Below are 15,527 nucleotides of genomic sequence, written 5' to 3' on the forward strand. Positions count from 1 at the left end.
GCCGTCACACTGCGGGGCATTCCGGCGCGGCGGCTGTGCCGGGAGGCGGGCTAAGTGCCGGCTTTGCGGCATGTTGGGCACCACCGGCCGCCGGCACGCGCGGTGCAAAGAGGCGGCACACAGTTCAACCTCCAACCAACAAGGAAACAGCCATGTATCGCCTCATTCGTTACAGCCAGCCTCTCGCCACCAGCGCCGTCCGTTCGCCCTGGACCGGCTTTGACCGTGAAATCAACTCCTTCCTCGCCGCCGCCTTTTCCGACACGGCGCGCTCCATCCCGGTGAGCGTGCACGAGGACAAGGACAACCTGCAGGTCAGCGCCGAGCTGCCGGGCGTCGAGCGCGCCGACATCAGCATCGAGCTGCTCGACGACACGCTCAGCCTCAGCGCCACGCGCAAGCAGGGCGAGCAGGTGCTCTCGTTCGCGCGCAGCTTCAGCCTCCCGTATGCGGTGCAGGCCGACAAGGTGGCCGCGACCTACGAGAACGGCATTCTGCGGCTCACGCTGCCCAAGGCCGAGGCCGCGAAGCCGCGCAAGATCGCCCTCAACTAAGTTTTTGGGCAAGACTCCCCGCCGCAAGCGGGGAACGTGTGTGTGCAACCGCCGGGCGTGTTCAGCGCCCGGCGGTTTTATTTTGTCCCGTAACCATCGCTGGCATGGGACAAGCTTATGACAAAGGGCTGCCGGAGGCTTAGGGGTAGGTCGCCGGTAGCAAGTCCGCCTCGTGCGGACATGATCGCCGGGAGCCGCTTAGCGGCCCCGGCGATTTTATTTTCCGCCCCGGGCCGGGTTCCGGCCGCGCGGCCAGTTGCCGTTGACGCCGGCCCGCGGACAGGAAATCTTGGCCGCGAAATGACCGATACCCTTGCCGTCGTGACCTCGACCGCCAATTTGAACACCCCGATCGACTGGCTGCTGGCCATCCTCAGCATTGTGCTGATCGACATCGTGCTGGCCGGTGACAACGCGGTGGTCATCGCCCTGGCCGTTCGCCGCCTGAAGGGCCGGGAGCGGTTGTGGGGCACCGTCATCGGGTCGGGCATGGCGGTGGTCTTGCGGGTCGGACTGACTTTCGTGGCGTCCCAATTGCTGGCGATCAGTTACGTCAAGCTCATCGGCGGCCTCCTGATCCTGTGGATCGCCGTCAAGCTGCTGGTGGACAACACCGGCGGCGAAGAAGGCAAGGGCGAGGCGCAGAACCTGTGGCAGGCGGTCTGGCTTATCACGGTCGCCGACATCACGATGTCCCTCGACAACGTCCTGGCCGTGGCCGGCGCCTCGAAGGGCAGTTTCGGCCTGCTGCTGTTCGGGCTGGGCCTGAGTATTCCGCTGGTCGTTTTTACCAGCAACCTGCTGGCCAGGCTGATGGACCGCTACCCGGTGGTCATCTATGTCGGCTCGGCCATTCTCGGCAAGGTGGGCGGAGACATGATCATGACCGACCGGCTCGTCGCGGACGCTTTCCACCCCGAGCCGTGGCTGGTTCATACCGTCGAGGGGCTGCTGGCCCTGGGGGTGATCCTGCTCGCGCTGGTTTGGCGGAAGGCACGGAAAAAAAACGACGCCGTTTGAGCCAACCAAACCGTTGACAAGCCCCTGGCGAAGGCTTTCCAAGGGCCCTTTCCCGTCATGAAATTCCGCCTCCTGATCACCTCCGCGCTCTGGCTGGTGTCCGCGCTTTTCCTCCGGGCGCAGGAACCTGCGCCCGCTGCGGCCCAGCATGACGCCAACACGACCGCGGCGGCGGCGGCGACCGCCACCGCGCACGTGCCGGCGGCGCCGGGATTCTTGCGGCACATGGTGGACACGGTGCTCGAGCAATTCGACGTGCGGACCAGCGAGAACACGGTGACGCACTACGCCATCGCGGCCGTCTTCCTGATCGGCGCACTGCTCCTGCGGCGGGTGGTGACCAACATCATCTTCGGCTACCTTCGGAGGCTGACGGCCAAGACCGAGACGACGCTCGACGACAGGCTCCTCCCCGTTCTCGAGACACCCGTGGCGACATTCATCATGCTCACGGGCATCTTCAGTGCGCTGCGGGTGCTGAAGCTTTCCGAAACCACCGACCAGTATCTGGCCAGCGCCGCGACCGTGGCCTTCTCGCTCAACCTGTTCTGGGCGCTCCTGAATGTGCTCGATGCGCTGGTCGACCACGCCCACGAGATTGCACGGGCAAGGCAGATGGGCGTGGCGGCGTTCATGCCGTGGATCAAGAAGACCCTCGTGGCGGTCTTCGTGGTGTTCGGGGTGCTGCTCACGGTCCAGAGCCTCGGCTACAACGTCTCCACCATCCTGCAGGGCCTCGGCCTCGGCGGCCTGGCCTTCGCCCTCGCGGCGCAGGACACCATCGCAAACCTCTTCGGCTCGATCGTCGTGGCCATCGACCAGCCGTTCAAGCTGGGCGAGACCGTACGGATCGTCACCTATACCGGCACCGTCGAGGACATCGGCCTCCGCTCCACCAAGATCCGGCTCGTGGACAAGTCGCTCGTCATCCTGCCCAACAAGCTCGTTTCTTCCGAAGCGATCGTGAACCTCTCGCGCTTCGCGGCGCGCCGGGTCGAGCAGGTGCTTAACCTGACCTACGACACGACGCCAGCGCAGATGGAGGCCATCGTCGGCGAGATCCGCGCCCTCATCCTGGCCGAGCCCGAGGTGGATGCGGCCTCGGTGCAGGTTTACTTCCGCGACCTCGCCGCCTCCTCGCTCGACATCTGGCTGGTCTACGTCGCGAAGAACGCCGATTTCGAAAAGCACATGGCGCTGCGGCAGCGGCTGAACCTCGCGTTCATGCGCGCGGTCGCGGCGCGCGGACTGTCGTTCGCGTTCCCGACCTCGGTCATGCACCTCGACGGCCCGATCGCCAAGCAGCTGGCGGGCGGGAAGGGGTAGGGCGGCGAGTCCCGTCGCCGCCAAGGCGCGGAACGGAGTCCGCGCCCCACCTAGTCCAGGGTCTGGCGGTAGCGCTTCACGCCGATGGACATCGCCACGACGAGGAAGAGCAGCAGCGGCCAGATCTCCGGGGCGATCTCGAGCGGGCCGTTGCCCTTGAGCAGGATGCCGCGCACGATGCGGAGGAAATGGGTGTTGGGCAGGCAGCTGCCGATCCACTGCGCCCACTCCGGCATGCCGCGGAACGGAAACATGAAACCGGAGAGCAGGATCGACGGCAGGAAGAAGAAGAACGCCATCTGGACCGCCTGCAGCTGGTTTTGCGCGAGGGTCGAGAAGGTGATGCCGACGGAGAGATTGGCGGCGATGAACAGCAAGGCCACCGTGTAGACCAAGGCGAGGTTGCCCACCATTGGCACGCCGAAAATAAACCGGGCCGCGAGCAGGATCAGCGTGACCTGGATGTAGCCGACCGCGATGTAGGGCAGGATTTTTCCGACCATCACCTCGAAGGGCCGCACCGGTGTGGCCAGGAGGTTTTCCATCGTGCCACGCTCGCGTTCGCGGGTGATGGCGAGCGCGGTGATGACGACCATGGTCATCGTGAGGACGACGCCCATCAGGCCGGGCACGACATTGTATTGGGTGATGTTCTCCGGGTTGTAGTGGGCGTGGATGGAGAAATCCACCGGACCGTCCGTCCCGCGCAGGCGGGCGAGAGGGCCGGGCAGGTCGCGGGTGAACGCCGTGGTGGCGATAGTGCGCGCGGCGGCGATGGCCGGGCCGGTGGCGGCCGGGTCGGTCGCATCGGCCTCGATCAGGACCTGCGGGTGCTCGCCGCGGAGGATCCGGCGCGAGAAGTCCTCGGGAATATTGATCACAAACTGCACGTCGCCGAGCTGGAGCAGCTCGCGGGTTTCCTCCTCGGTGGCGGTTTCGCGCACGATCGTGAAATAGTCGCTGTGCCGCAGGGCGGCGACGAACGTGCGGGCAAACGGCCCCTGGTCGGCGGCGCGGATGGCGGTGGGCAGGTGCTTCGGGTCGGAATTGATGGCGAAGCCGAACAGCATCAGCTGCATCAGCGGGATGCCGACCATCATCGCAAACGTCACGCGGTCGCGCTTCATCTGGATGAACTCCTTCAGCACGATGGCCCAGAGACGATGGAAGGTGAAACGCGGCATGGTCAGGCGAAGTTGTCGCGCGCCGTGTCCATCAGGCTGATGAACACGTCCTCGAGGCCGGAGGAGATTTTCCGCCACTCGTGCCGCGGGTCCCGGACGGAGGCGATGGTGCCGTCCAGCTGCGCCGCGTTGCGGCCGCTGATGTGAAGCAGGTTGCCGAAGGCGACGACCTGCTCCACGCCGGGCAGGCCGCGCAGCTTGGCGGCGAGCTCGCGCAGGTCCGGGCCGGCGACCGTCCACGTCGAGAGCGGCGCGCTGTGCAAGACCTGGTCGAGCGTGCCGTGGGTCAGCAGCTTGCCGTAGGCGAGGTAGGCGAGGCGGTGGCAGCGCTCGGCCTCGTCCATGTAGTGGGTCGTGATCAGCACCGTGAGGCCGCCGGCGGCCAGTTGGTGGATCTCGTCCCAGAATTCGCGCCGGGCCTTGGGGTCCACGCCGGCGGTCGGTTCATCGAGCAGGAGGAGCTGCGGCGAATGGATCAGGCAGGCCGCCAGCGCCAGCCGCTGCTTCCAGCCGCCGGAGAGCTGGCCGGCCAGCTGGTGGCTGCGATTGGCGAGACCGAGGCGGTCGAGGCTTTGTTGCACGGCGGCCGCGCGGTCGGGCACGGCGTAAACCCGGGCGATGAAGTCGAGGTTCTCGCGGATCGTGAGATCCTCGTAGTAACTGAACTTCTGCGTCATGTAGCCGACGTGGCACTTGATCTCCGCCTGCTGCGTGCGGACGTCATAGCCCAGGCAGGTCCCGGAGCCGTGGTCGGGCGTGAGCAGGCCGCAGAGCATGCGGATGAACGTGGTCTTGCCCGAGCCATTGGGCCCGAGGAAACCGTAGATCTCGCCGCGCCGCACCTGCAGGCCCACCGAGTCGACCACGGTCTTCGGGCCGAAGCGCTTGGTGACGCCGGTGACGTCGATGACGAAGTCGGTCGCGCTCATGCGGGTTAGTTCGCGGCGGTCACGTCCGCCGGCTGGCCGGGATGAAGATCCTTCGCGGCGGCGGGGTCGAACACCGCCTCGACCATGAAGACCAGCTTGGCGCGGTTCTCGCGGTTGTAGAGGACCGGCGGCGTGTATTCGGGCTGGGGCGAAAGGTAGCTGATGCGCGCCTCGAGCGGCGTCGCGCGGCCGGTGATCCCCACTTTCACCGCAGCGCCGGCCTTGAGGGCGGCAAAATCCGCCTCGGGGACGAAGAAACGCACCTTGATATTGGCCGGCGGCAGCAGCGCGACGACCGGCTGGCCCGCCGTGATATATTCGCCCTCGCGGAAAAGAGTGTCGTAAACGAGCGCGCCCACCGGGGCGGAGCGGCTCTTCTGGGCCACGCTCCAGCCGGCCCGGTCGAGCGCGGCCTGGGACGCCGCCGCATCCGCTTCCGCCGCGGCGATGACATCGGACCGTCCGCCGAGCTGGGCGGTTTCCAACTGGGCGGCCAGTTCGATCACCTGCTTGGTGTCCGCCTCATGGTTCAGGCGCGCGCGATCGAAGTCGTCGTCCGACAGGACGGTGGTCTGGTGCAGCTTGGTGGCGCGCTGCAGTTCGAGGGCCGAGAGTTCGGCGGCGGCCCGGGTCTGCGCCAGCCGGGCCTCGAGGGCGGCGAGTTCGGACGGGCGCTGGCCCTTCTTCAGGTCGGCCAGCCGGGCTTGCGACTGGCGCAGCCGCTCGGCCGCTTCCCGCAGGGCGGAGAGTTCCGCGCTCTGCTCGAGGGTGAAGAGGGGGGCGCCGGCCTCGACCCGCGCGCCGCGGGTGACCGAGAGTTTCTCCAATTGGCCGCCGAGCGGCGCGGCGATATAGACAAACTCACCCTCCAGGTATCCCTGGTAGGCGGATGACTCGTGCCGGGTGCAGGCGCCGAGGAGGAGGGCCGCGAGCGCGACCAGCGCGGGTTTAGCGGGGGAATAGTTTTTCATGTTCTTTGCGGCCGGCGGGGGTGAGCAGTCCGCCGAAAAAGAGTCCGATGGCGCGGGGCGCGATGTCGCGCGGGGCCAGGCCCAGCCGCTCCATCGTGGCGGGTTGGCAGAGGCCGTTCATGGCCTGCAGGAAAAATTGCACGGCGAAGGCGGTGTCCACCTCCGGCCGCACCATGCCGGCGAGCTGGCCTTCCTCGATGAAGCGGCCGAAGACGTAGGGGATGTTCTTCTCGCGCATCTCGGCGACCTGCCGGTAAAGGTCGGGGGCGAAGCGCTGCAGGTCGCGCAGCAGGCGCGGGTTCGTCTTGGTCAGCCGTTCCACCATGCCTTCGGCAAACCCGCGCAGCTTCTCGGCAAAGTTCAGCTGCCGGCTGGCGAAAAGCTCGTCCGCCGAAGTGCGGATCTCCCGGCCGAGGTCCTCGATCACGGCGCGCATGATGGCCTCCTTGCTGGGGAAGTGCACGTAAAGCGTCTTCTTGCTCATGCCCAGTTCGGCGGCGAGCTCATCCATCGTGCACTGGCTATAGCCGTGGGTGAAAAAATGGGCGCGGGCCAGCCGCACGATGCGGGTGATCACCGGCGGGGTGTCGCCGACCGGGCGGGGCGGAAGCTTGGGGACGGAGAGGGCCATAAACCTACGGAAACTTTAAAAGTATTTATGGTTTCCAACGTCAAGCGGGATTTTCCCCCGCGCCATGGTTGCCATGCCGGACCCGCGGCCTAGCTTGCGCCGATGCGACGCCCGGTCCTCCTCTACGATGGCGAATGCGGCCTGTGCAACCGGGTGGTGCAGCGGCTGCTGCGGGCGGACCGGGCGGGCCGGCTCCACTACGCGCCGCTGCAGAGCGAGCCGGCCCAGGCGTATCTGCGGGCCCAGGGTCTGCCGGTGGCGGATTTCGACAGCCTGGTGTTTGTGTCCGACTGGAATGACCCCGCCCCCGGGGCCTACCGGCTGCGCACCGACGGGGCGCTGGCGGCGTGCGCCGTGGCCGGCGGCGGCTTGTGGCGCGCGGTCGGCTGGATGCGGTTCATTCCCGCTCCCGTGCGCGATTTGGGCTACAAGCTGGTCGCCCGCTCGCGCTATACGCTGTTCGGGAAATACCAGCCGACGCCGTTGCCGAACCCGGAGTGGGAGCGGCGGTTCTTAAGATAGGACGTATAGGTCGAATAAGACCTATGGGATAAACAAAGAGGCCGGACAAACGTCCGGCCTCGAAAGTATACTGCGATGCAGGCTTATTCGCGGCCGTAGCCACCACCACCACCGCGTTCACCGCCGCCGCGGTAACCGCCGCCGCCGCCGCGACCGCCGCGATAGCCACCGCCGCCACCACGACCGCCCCGGCCGCCGCCAAAGCCGCCGCGATCACCACCGCCGCCGCCGCCGCGGAAACCGCCACCGCCACCGGGCGGGCGCTCTTCACGCGGCCGGGCGATATTGACCGCCAGAGCGCGGCCTTCGAGCTGGTGGCCGTGGAACTTCTCCACGCCTTTCTGGGCCTCCTCGCCGTTCGCCATCGTGACGAACGCGAAACCGCGGGAACGACCGGTGAATTTGTCGAAGATGATCTCGACGACACTGACGGTGCCCACCTCGCCGAAGAGGGCCTCGAGGTCCTGGGCGGTGGTGGCGAAGGGGAGGTTCCCCACGTAGAGCTTGCTGTTTTCTGACATGTGATGATGAGAGCTGATGCTGTCGCCTTACCGCCCGTCCCCGAAAATCCGGATTTCAAATCATCACTGAACACGGTCGCTCACCTGACAATTCTCCGTAGCGATAGAATCTAACAAACAACCAACCCAACGGCGCCGAGGCTGGCCGGGGGGCTATTTTTGGCAAGCGCTTATTGGGTCGCCGCGCCACGGGGCCGCGGCGGATTTCGCGGGGGTTTCCCCTCAGCCGCAAAAATATTTCGTGCACTGAAAAGGGTTCCCCGTAGCGTGAACCGTTCATGACCGCCGCACGCGAGGCCGCCGCCCCCGAGCCATCCGACAACCGGATGCTGGTCCGGCGGTTGTTCGGCCTGGCCTGGCACTACCGGCTCCACTGCCTGCAGGTGCTCGGCATCCAGCTGGTGCTGCTCACGCTTGGCATCGGGGGCCTGAGTTTCACGGGCGTCGGCATCGATTACATCCGGCACAAGCTCGACGGCACGCCGCTCGGGGCCAACCGCCTGCACCTGACACTCCCCGAGGACTGGCCGCCGCTGAAGGTGCTGGGCCTGCTCGCGGGCCTCATCCTGTCTTTCGCCCTCGTCCGCGCGGTGCTGAACTACGTCTATGCCGTTTCGGTCAACCGCCTCGTGCAGCAGAAGCTCGTCGTGGACCTGCGCGGCGAGGTCTACGACAAGCTGCAGCGGCTGAGCTTCCGTTTCTTCGACGCCAACAGCACCGGCTCGATCATCACCCGCGTGACGGGCGACGTGCAGTCGGTGCGCATGTTCATGGACCAGGTGCTGATCCAGAGCATCATTATGATCATTTCGCTCACGGCCTACGTCGCCATCATGGTGACCCTCAGCCCGGGCCTGACGCTGGCCTGCTTGGCGACCACGCCGATCCTGTGGATTCTTTCCGCCTGGTTTTCCCGGAAGGTGCAGCCGGCGATGCTAAACAACCGCACGCTGGTGGAGCAGATGGTGCAGATTCTGGCCGAGAGCATCTCGGGCGCCGCGGTCACCAAGGGTTTCGGCCGCGAGGCCGAGGCGCGGGCGAAGTTCAATGCGGCCAACCAGGCCTGCTTCGACCAGCAGCGTGAAATCTTCTGGCGCATGAGCCTGTTCTCGCCCGCCGTCGGTTTCCTGACACGCATCAATATGATAGTCCTGCTCGGCTACGGCGGCTGGCTCGTGGCGCATGACCGGCTGCCGCTGGGCCTCGGGCTCTTCACCTTCGCCGGTTTCCTCGAGCAGTTCTCTGGGCAGGTCAACAACCTCGCGAACATCGTGAACAGCGTGCAGCAGTCGCTGATCGGCGCGCGGCGCGTATTCGAGATCCTCGACGCACCGGTCGAGGTGAAGAGCGCCCCGGACGCGCTGCACCGGCCCAAGCTCGTGGGGGCGGTGCGTTTCGAGCAGGCCTCTTTTGCCTATGACGGCGCCGAGACGGTCCTGCACGACGTCGACCTCGATGTGCCGCCCGGCCGGTGCGTCGCGATCCTCGGGGCCACCGGTTCGGGCAAGAGCGTGCTGATGAGCCTGATTCCCCGCTTCTTCGATCCGACGGCCGGGCGGGTGCTGCTGGATGGTGTGGATGTGCGCCGGCTCGACCTCGACGAGGTGCGTCGGAACATCGGCATCGTTTTCCAGGAGAGCTTCCTGTTCTCCAACACGGTCGCGGCCAACATTGCGTTTGGTCATCCCGGCGCCACGCGCGAACAGGTCGAGAAGGCGGCGAAGATCGCTGCGGCGCACGACTTCATCACGGCCCTGCCCCAGGGCTACGACACGCTGCTCGGCGAGGGCGCCCAGACCCTGTCGGGCGGCCAGCGCCAGCGGCTGGCGATCGCCCGCGCGGTGCTGCTCGAGCCGGCCATCATGCTGCTCGACGACCCGACGGCCGCGATCGACAGCGAGACCGAGCACGAGATCTTCGAGGCGCTCGACCGGGCCATTGCCGGCCGCACGACCTTCATCGTGGCCCACCGGCTGAGCACGCTGCGGCGCGCGGACTTCATCATCGTCTTGGAAGACGGCCGCATCGTGCAGCGCGGCACGCACGAGGAATTGATGAAGGTGCCGGGACCGTATCTGCGCGTGGCCAACCTGCAGCTGGTCGACGCACGCGAACTGCAGCAGCTGAAGCTGCGCGAGCGGGAGGGCGGCGCATGACCCCGGAGGGAAAAATCAAGGACGTCGGCCTCGTCCGCCGGGTGCGCGAGGACGAGGACGAAGAACTGCAAAAGCCGCTCGAGTGGGGCTTGATCCGCCGCCTCTTCACCTACACCGCGCCCATCAAGGGCAAGGTCGTGGCGCTGGTCCTCATGACGCTGGTCCGTGCGGCACAGCTGCCGGCGCTGGGCTGGCTGATGGCGCTGATCATCCAGGGGCCGATCGCCGGTCATGCCGCGGGGGCTGCGGCCGCCGGCCCCGGGGGCTTTTTCCACGTCGCTTCCTGGAGCATCATGACCGGCGTGGTGGTGTATGGGCTGCTCGCGCTTTCCACCGACCTGCTCTTCCACTTCCGCCAGCGCTACGCGCTGGAAATCGGCGAGACGGTGGTCAACGGCCTGCGCGCCGAGCTCTTCGCGCGGACCATGCGGCAGCCGATGAGCTTTTTCCACCGCGTGAAGATCGGGCGCATCATCGGCCGCGTGACCAGCGACATCGAGGCCGTGCGCACCGGCATCCAGGATGTGCTCTTTGTCAGCGTCATCCAGTTCGGCTCGGTCATCTTCTCGGCGGTCGTGATGCTCTGGTGCGACTGGGTGCTGTTCCTCGTGGTGCTGGCGATGGCGCCGGTGCTGTGGGCGCTCAACCGGCATTTCCGCATGCGGCTCAGCCACTACACCCGCGCCTCGCAGGAAAGCTTCAGTCGCGTGACGGCGACGCTGGCGGAGTCGGTCAATGGCATCCGCGTGACGCAGGGCTTCGTGCGGCAGGAGACCAATGCCGGGCTTTTCCGCAGCCTCCTGGCCGACCATGCCAAATACAACATCGCGCTGGCGCGGACCTCGGCGATCCTCACGCCGCTGCTGGAATTGAACAGCCAGTTCTTTGTCGCCACCCTGCTGATGTTCGGCGGCTGGCGCGTGTTCAACGGCGACATGACGATGGGCGGCCTGATCACGTTCTTCCTGCTCGCCAACCAGTTCTTCGCCCCCATCTCGATCATCGGTAACCAATACAACCAGGCACTCGTGGCCATGGCCGGCGCCGAGCGGGTCTTCCGTCTGATCGACGTAAAACCGGAGTGGGAGGACGACCCGGCGGCGACCCCGCTGCGCGATCCCCGGGCAACGGGGTCGCAAGTAACAAGTGACAAGGATCAATTAACAGGAGGGGAGGCCGATGCCCTTGATCCTTGTCCCTTGCCCCTTGTTACTTCGCATGCCCCGGGCATGCGGATCGAGTTCCGATCCGTGACCTTCGGTTACGACCCGGCCAAGCCGGTGCTGCACGACGTTAGTTTCACGGCCGGGCCGGGACAGACCGTCGCGCTCGTCGGCCACACCGGCAGCGGCAAGAGCTCCATCATCAACCTGGTTTCCAAATTCTACCTGCCGACGCGCGGCGAGGTGCTGTTGGACGGCCGCGAAATCCGCACGATCACCAGCCATTCGCTGCACCGGCAGATGGGCATGGTGCAGCAACAGAACCTCCTTTTTACCGGCACGGTGCTGGAAAATATCCGGCTGGCGAAGCCGGAGGCGACCGAGGAAGAGGCGCGCGAGGCCGCGCGCCGGCTCGATTGTCTGGATTTGCTTGAAGCGCTGCCGCAAGGGTTTGCCACGGAAGTCGGCGAGCGCGGCGCCGGGCTTTCCCTCGGCCAGCGGCAGCTCGTCTGCTTCACCCGGGCACTGGTCGCCGATCCGCGGATCGTCATCCTCGATGAGGCCACGAGCTCGATTGATGCGATCACGGAGGCGCGGCTGCAAAAGGCCCTGGTGGAACTGCTGCGCGGCCGCACCAGCTTCGTGGTGGCGCACCGGTTGAGCACCATCCGGCACGCCGACCTGGTGCTGGTGCTGGACCAGGGCCGCGTGATCGAGCGCGGCACGCATGCGGAATTGCTGGCGCAGGCCGGCCACTATGCGGCGCTTTACCGGCAGTTCGTGCAGATGGATTCGCCGGGGCCCTAGCCGTTCGGTCCATTTTCGGCCGCCGCGAGGTTTTGCGCGTGGCGCGAAAAGCGCGCGGCGCATTTGCCGCAAGACTATTTTGGCGGAAATCCCCCCGTTTCTCCTCTGAGAAAATGTGATTTTCCCTCTAGAAAATCGTTGCATTGGGTCCGGCCGGTTCTTTGATGACTAGCACTATGGCTAAATCCACTCGTAAACCCAACGCCGCTTTCATGAAGCCGGTTACTCCGGACGCCGCTCTCGCCCCCATCGTGGGCTCGAAGCCGCTTCCCCGCACAGAGCTCACCAAGAAGCTCTGGGCCTACATCAAGAAGAACGGTCTGCAAGACTCCAAGAACCGCCGCAACATCAACGCCGACGCGGCGCTGAAGGTTGTGTTCGGTGGCAAGGCCACCGTCAGCATGTTCGACATGACCAAGCTGGTCAGCAAGCACGTCTCGTAAGACATCCGCTCTTAGCGAAACCTTTGAAACCGCCGCGGAGCAATCCGCGGCGGTTTTGTTTTGGTCGGATGAGTTGGCCACGAAAAGGCACAAAGTGATCCGGCTCGCGAAGTGAGTCTGCGTCGCGCCTATAGGCGCGCGGGAGGGCAACGCGGCAGGCGGAATTCCCTTGTGCCTTTTTGTGGCTAAAAATCCTCCGGCATCGACAGGAGTCGTCCATCTCCCGCAGATTCATCTCCAGTAGCCATGACATCTTCTCCTCCCTCGATCCACCGGCAGGCGCTGTTGATGCTGCTGCTCGCCAACCTGTTTTGGGGGCTGAGCTTCCCGGTCATCAAGGCGATGGTCTTTGCCCACCAGCAGCTCGTGCCGGGGAGCAGCAGCTGGTTCATCACCGCCTACACGGTGGCCCCGCGCTTCCTCATCGCCGCGGCGGTGCTGGTTTGCCTGCTCGGGCCGCAGCTTCGCACGTTCACGCGGCTCGAGTTCAAGCAGGGGGCGCTCATCGGCGTGACGGCCGGCATCGGCATGCTGTTCCAGAACGACGGCATCCAGTTCACGTCGGCCTCCGTGTCGGCGTTCCTGACCCAGTTCTACGCCATCATGATCCCCGCTTGGCTGGCGCTGCGCTCCCGCCGCTGGCCGTCGGTCACGGTGCTGGCGTGCAGTGTCCTGGTGCTGGCGGGGGTGGCGATTCTCGGCAACTTCGACTTCGGGGCGATGCGCTTCGGCCGCGGCGAAGGGGAGACGCTGCTCAGCTCGGTGTTCTTCATGATGCAGATCTTCCTGCTCGAGCGGAAGGAGTTTGCCGGCAACCGCGCGCTGCCGGTGACGCTCGTGATGTTCGCGGTGGAGGGCCTGTTGTTCGCCGGGTTGGCGCTCGGCACCACGCCCTCGGCCGCCGGTCTGCTGGCGCCGTGGCACTCGCCGCTCTGGATCGGCGGCACGCTGGCGCTGACGGTGTTCTGCACGCTTGGTTCCTTTGTGCTGATGAACACGTGGCAGCCGAAGATCACGGCGACCGAGGCCGGTCTGATCTACTGCATCGAGCCGCTGTTTGCCTCGGTGCTCGCGCTGTTCCTGCCCGCGATGTTTTCCACGTGGGGCGGGTTCGATTATCCGAACGAGCAGCTGACGTGGCACCTGCTGGCCGGCGGCGGCCTCATCACCGTCGCCAACGTGCTGATCCAGCTCAAGCCCTCCTCCGCCAGGGCTTCGGAGGGCGCGGCCGCCAAAAATGGACCGTGAGCTTAGGCCCGGCCACCGGACCCAAGTATACTATTAGTTGACAATCTACCAGGCCGGCCGCTTGCCCGCCCGGCGGACCCGCAGCCATTCCTGCAGCAGCAGCACACGCTCGGCGTCCGGCATCCGGCGCCGGCCGACGAAATATTCATTCACCGCCTGACGGTGCACGCCGAGCAGCCGGGACAGCTGGGCCTTTTCCCCGCGGATCTTCAGCAGGGGCCGCACCTCCTCGACCAGGCGGTTCCAGAGCGGCGTGTCGGTGCCCACGCGGGTCGTGGCGCCGACCTTGCGCCGGGGCGCCAGCCGCCGCCGGGCCGAACCCCGGGCTTCCGGCGACAAGGCGTCCAACACCGCTTCAAGCGGCCAGAGACTGAGAGGGGCAGGGGTTTTGGCCATGATGCAGTCCTCCTGCCCGCCCGGACTGATGTCAACTAATAGTATACTTAGGTCGCCGGCGCGATCCGGTTCCGCACCGAGTCGATGGCGCGCCAGGTGACGGCGCCGACCACAATCACGCCGCCCAGGAGCGACAGCGGGCTGGGCCGCTCGCCGATGAAGAGCATCACCCACACCGGGTTCAGGATCGGCTCGATGACCGGCAGCAGCGCCGCTTCCAGCGCCGTCACATGGGGAATGGCCCGGGCGTAGAGCAGGTAGGGGACGCCCAGCTGCACCACGCCGAGGACGACCAGTGCGGCGATGCTGCCGCCGGAGGGCAGGCCCGCCGACCACATGGCGGGGAGGCCGACGAGGAACCCCAGCAGATTGCCGAGGATGATGGACTCGATGGGCGATGCATCCTTCTGCTTGCGCAGGAGCATGATCATCGCGGCGAAAAAGATGCCGCTGGCGAGCGCCACGAGGATGCCGGTCAGGTTGTTCAGCTGCAGGCCCTCGTAGAGGAAGAGCGCCATGCCGATGAAACTGGCGACGATCGTGAACCAGTCGGCGCGGGTGGCGCGCTCGTTGAGCAGCCAGGCGCCGAACAGCGCGATCCAGACCGGGGCGGTGTATTGGAGCAGGATGGCGTTGGCCGCGGTGGTCAGCTTGTTGGCGATGGCGAAGAGGACGGTGCAGCCGGCATAGGCGAAGGCGGTGCCGAGCTGGAGCGGCGACCACGTGAACCGCAGCGCGCGGCCGCGCACGGCGATCAGGAACAGAGCCGCGATCAGGCCCCGCCCGCCCGCGGCGGCCACCGGCGGCCAGTCCACCAGCTTGAACAGGACGCCGGCCAGGCTCCAGCCGAGGGCGGCGAGCAGGAGAAATCCGACGGCTTTGCGGTGGGCGGGATCAGTCACGGGCGGCAACCCATGAGCGAATTTTCCGGCGTGGCAAACCCCGAAACCCCGCCGGGCTAGGCATTGCGCTGCTCGTGCTCATACCAGCGCACCGCCTCGTGGGTCAGGGCGGTGGCATTGGCCAGCGCGAGCTTGTCCTTGATGCGGCCGCAGTAGGTCTGCACCGTCTTCAGGCTGAGGTGCAGCTTCTCGGCGATGTGCTTGGTCTCGTAGCCCTGGCCGATGAAGCGGAAAATCTCCACCTCCCGGTCGCTCAGGGTGCTCATGAGCGATTCACCGGGCTGGGCGCTGGAACCGATGAATTTCTGGGCGATGCGGGCCGCCAGGCTTTCGCTCAGGTAGATCTGGCCGCTCAGGATCTTGCGGATGGCCTCGATGACCTTGCCGGTGGCGGCGCGCTTCATCACGTAACCGTGCGCTCCGGCTCGCAATGTCCGCTCGGCATAAAAAGCCTCGTCATGCATCGAGAGCACCAGCACCCGGGGCACCGGGTGCAGCGTTTGCAGCTGCTTGATCAACTCGAGCCCGGACTCACCCTGGAGCGACAGGTCCACGATGACCACGTCGGGCTTCAACCGGGAGATTTCCCGGAAAGCCGAGGCGGAATCCTCGGCCTGGCCGCAGATGCCGAGATCGGCCTGACGCTCGATGAGGCTGCCCAGCCACTCGCGGACCAGCGGATGGTCGTCGACCAGGAAAATCCGGGTGCCGGTTTGGACCGGGAGAATGAGAGGGGTGTCTTTCGACATGGGGG

General features: G+C 66.1%; 16 protein-coding genes. 8 read left to right on the forward strand and 8 right to left on the reverse strand.

The window, feature by feature from the left end; translation table 11 throughout:
• Window positions 1-152 precede the first annotated feature (152 nt).
• The 3 genes from BLU29_RS08350 to BLU29_RS08360 all read left to right on the forward strand — a co-directional run bounded on the left by BLU29_RS08350 (window position 153) and on the right by BLU29_RS08360 (window position 2,900).
• A complete protein-coding gene (locus BLU29_RS08350) occupies window positions 153-554 on the forward strand; it encodes an Hsp20/alpha crystallin family protein (RefSeq protein WP_091056631.1) in 402 nt (133 codons plus the stop codon).
• A gap of 300 nt (window positions 555-854) precedes the next feature.
• Entirely contained in the window at window positions 855-1,574 is a 720-nt protein-coding gene (locus BLU29_RS08355; protein ID WP_091056633.1) for a TerC family protein, read from the forward strand.
• Window positions 1,575-1,631: 57 nt separating this feature from the next.
• Window positions 1,632-2,900: a mechanosensitive ion channel domain-containing protein gene (locus BLU29_RS08360; protein WP_091056635.1), complete on the forward strand. Its 1,269-nt coding sequence runs from the start codon at window positions 1,632-1,634 to the stop codon at window positions 2,898-2,900.
• Between the two features lie 50 nt (window positions 2,901-2,950).
• Here the strand turns inward: BLU29_RS08360 and BLU29_RS08365 are convergent, their stop codons facing one another.
• Genes BLU29_RS08365 through BLU29_RS08380 form a run of 4 tightly spaced genes read right to left on the reverse strand, consistent with a single transcriptional unit; the run spans window position 2,951 to window position 6,615 of the window.
• Window positions 2,951-4,084 carry an ABC transporter permease gene (locus tag BLU29_RS08365; protein ID WP_091056637.1) on the reverse strand — a complete coding sequence of 378 codons (1,134 nt, stop codon included), beginning with the start codon at window positions 4,082-4,084 and terminating at the stop codon, window positions 2,951-2,953.
• 2 nt (window positions 4,085-4,086) lie between these two features.
• Window positions 4,087-5,013 carry an ABC transporter ATP-binding protein gene (locus BLU29_RS08370; RefSeq protein WP_091056639.1) on the reverse strand — a complete coding sequence of 309 codons (927 nt, stop codon included), beginning with the start codon at window positions 5,011-5,013 and terminating at the stop codon, window positions 4,087-4,089.
• A 5-nt stretch (window positions 5,014-5,018) separates the two neighbouring features.
• Entirely contained in the window at window positions 5,019-5,984 is a 966-nt protein-coding gene (locus BLU29_RS08375) for an HlyD family efflux transporter periplasmic adaptor subunit (protein ID WP_091056641.1), read from the reverse strand.
• On the reverse strand, window positions 5,962-6,615 hold the full coding sequence (locus BLU29_RS08380; RefSeq protein ID WP_091056643.1) for a TetR/AcrR family transcriptional regulator: 654 nt from the start codon (window positions 6,613-6,615) through the stop codon (window positions 5,962-5,964). The genes BLU29_RS08375 and BLU29_RS08380 overlap by 23 nt, the downstream gene beginning before the upstream one ends.
• A 102-nt stretch (window positions 6,616-6,717) precedes the next feature.
• Here BLU29_RS08380 and BLU29_RS08385 point away from each other — a divergent pair, with 102 nt between their 5' ends.
• Window positions 6,718-7,137 (forward strand): DCC1-like thiol-disulfide oxidoreductase family protein, encoded by a 420-nt coding sequence (locus BLU29_RS08385; RefSeq protein WP_091056645.1) that lies wholly within the window; start codon window positions 6,718-6,720, stop codon window positions 7,135-7,137.
• A gap of 83 nt (window positions 7,138-7,220) precedes the next feature.
• Here the strand turns inward: BLU29_RS08385 and BLU29_RS08390 are convergent, their stop codons facing one another.
• The gene (locus tag BLU29_RS08390) at window positions 7,221-7,658 is read right to left on the reverse strand and encodes an RNA-binding protein (protein WP_091056646.1); all 438 of its coding nucleotides are present in this window, start codon (window positions 7,656-7,658) and stop codon (window positions 7,221-7,223) included.
• 278 nt (window positions 7,659-7,936) lie between these two features.
• On the opposite strand from BLU29_RS08390, the gene BLU29_RS08395 reads away from it, so the two are divergent.
• The 4 genes from BLU29_RS08395 (at window position 7,937) to BLU29_RS08410 (ending at window position 13,475) form a co-directional block, all read left to right on the forward strand.
• Window positions 7,937-9,814 carry an ABC transporter ATP-binding protein gene (locus BLU29_RS08395; RefSeq protein WP_091056647.1) on the forward strand — a complete coding sequence of 626 codons (1,878 nt, stop codon included), beginning with the start codon at window positions 7,937-7,939 and terminating at the stop codon, window positions 9,812-9,814.
• Window positions 9,811-11,784 carry an ABC transporter ATP-binding protein gene (locus tag BLU29_RS08400; RefSeq protein ID WP_091056650.1) on the forward strand — a complete coding sequence of 658 codons (1,974 nt, stop codon included), beginning with the start codon at window positions 9,811-9,813 and terminating at the stop codon, window positions 11,782-11,784. Before BLU29_RS08395 ends, BLU29_RS08400 begins: the two co-directional genes overlap by 4 nt.
• 176 nt (window positions 11,785-11,960) lie before the next feature.
• Window positions 11,961-12,227: an SWIB/MDM2 domain-containing protein gene (locus BLU29_RS08405; protein ID WP_091056652.1), complete on the forward strand. Its 267-nt coding sequence runs from the start codon at window positions 11,961-11,963 to the stop codon at window positions 12,225-12,227.
• 246 nt (window positions 12,228-12,473) lie between these two features.
• Window positions 12,474-13,475 carry an EamA family transporter gene (locus tag BLU29_RS08410; RefSeq protein ID WP_091056654.1) on the forward strand — a complete coding sequence of 334 codons (1,002 nt, stop codon included), beginning with the start codon at window positions 12,474-12,476 and terminating at the stop codon, window positions 13,473-13,475.
• 45 nt (window positions 13,476-13,520) lie between these two features.
• Here the strand turns inward: BLU29_RS08410 and BLU29_RS08415 are convergent, their stop codons facing one another.
• Genes BLU29_RS08415 through BLU29_RS08425 form a run of 3 tightly spaced genes read right to left on the reverse strand, consistent with a single transcriptional unit; the run spans window position 13,521 to window position 15,522 of the window.
• Window positions 13,521-13,871, reverse strand: a complete 351-nt coding sequence (locus BLU29_RS08415; protein WP_157693727.1) for a helix-turn-helix domain-containing protein — start codon at window positions 13,869-13,871, stop codon at window positions 13,521-13,523.
• A gap of 47 nt (window positions 13,872-13,918) precedes the next feature.
• Window positions 13,919-14,773: a DMT family transporter gene (locus tag BLU29_RS08420; RefSeq protein WP_231962338.1), complete on the reverse strand. Its 855-nt coding sequence runs from the start codon at window positions 14,771-14,773 to the stop codon at window positions 13,919-13,921.
• 56 nt (window positions 14,774-14,829) lie between these two features.
• Window positions 14,830-15,522 carry a response regulator transcription factor gene (locus BLU29_RS08425; RefSeq protein ID WP_091056660.1) on the reverse strand — a complete coding sequence of 231 codons (693 nt, stop codon included), beginning with the start codon at window positions 15,520-15,522 and terminating at the stop codon, window positions 14,830-14,832.
• Window positions 15,523-15,527 lie beyond the last annotated feature (5 nt).

The sequence above is a fragment of the Opitutus sp. GAS368 genome, from assembly GCF_900104925.1.
Lineage (GTDB): Bacteria > Verrucomicrobiota > Verrucomicrobiia > Opitutales > Opitutaceae > Lacunisphaera.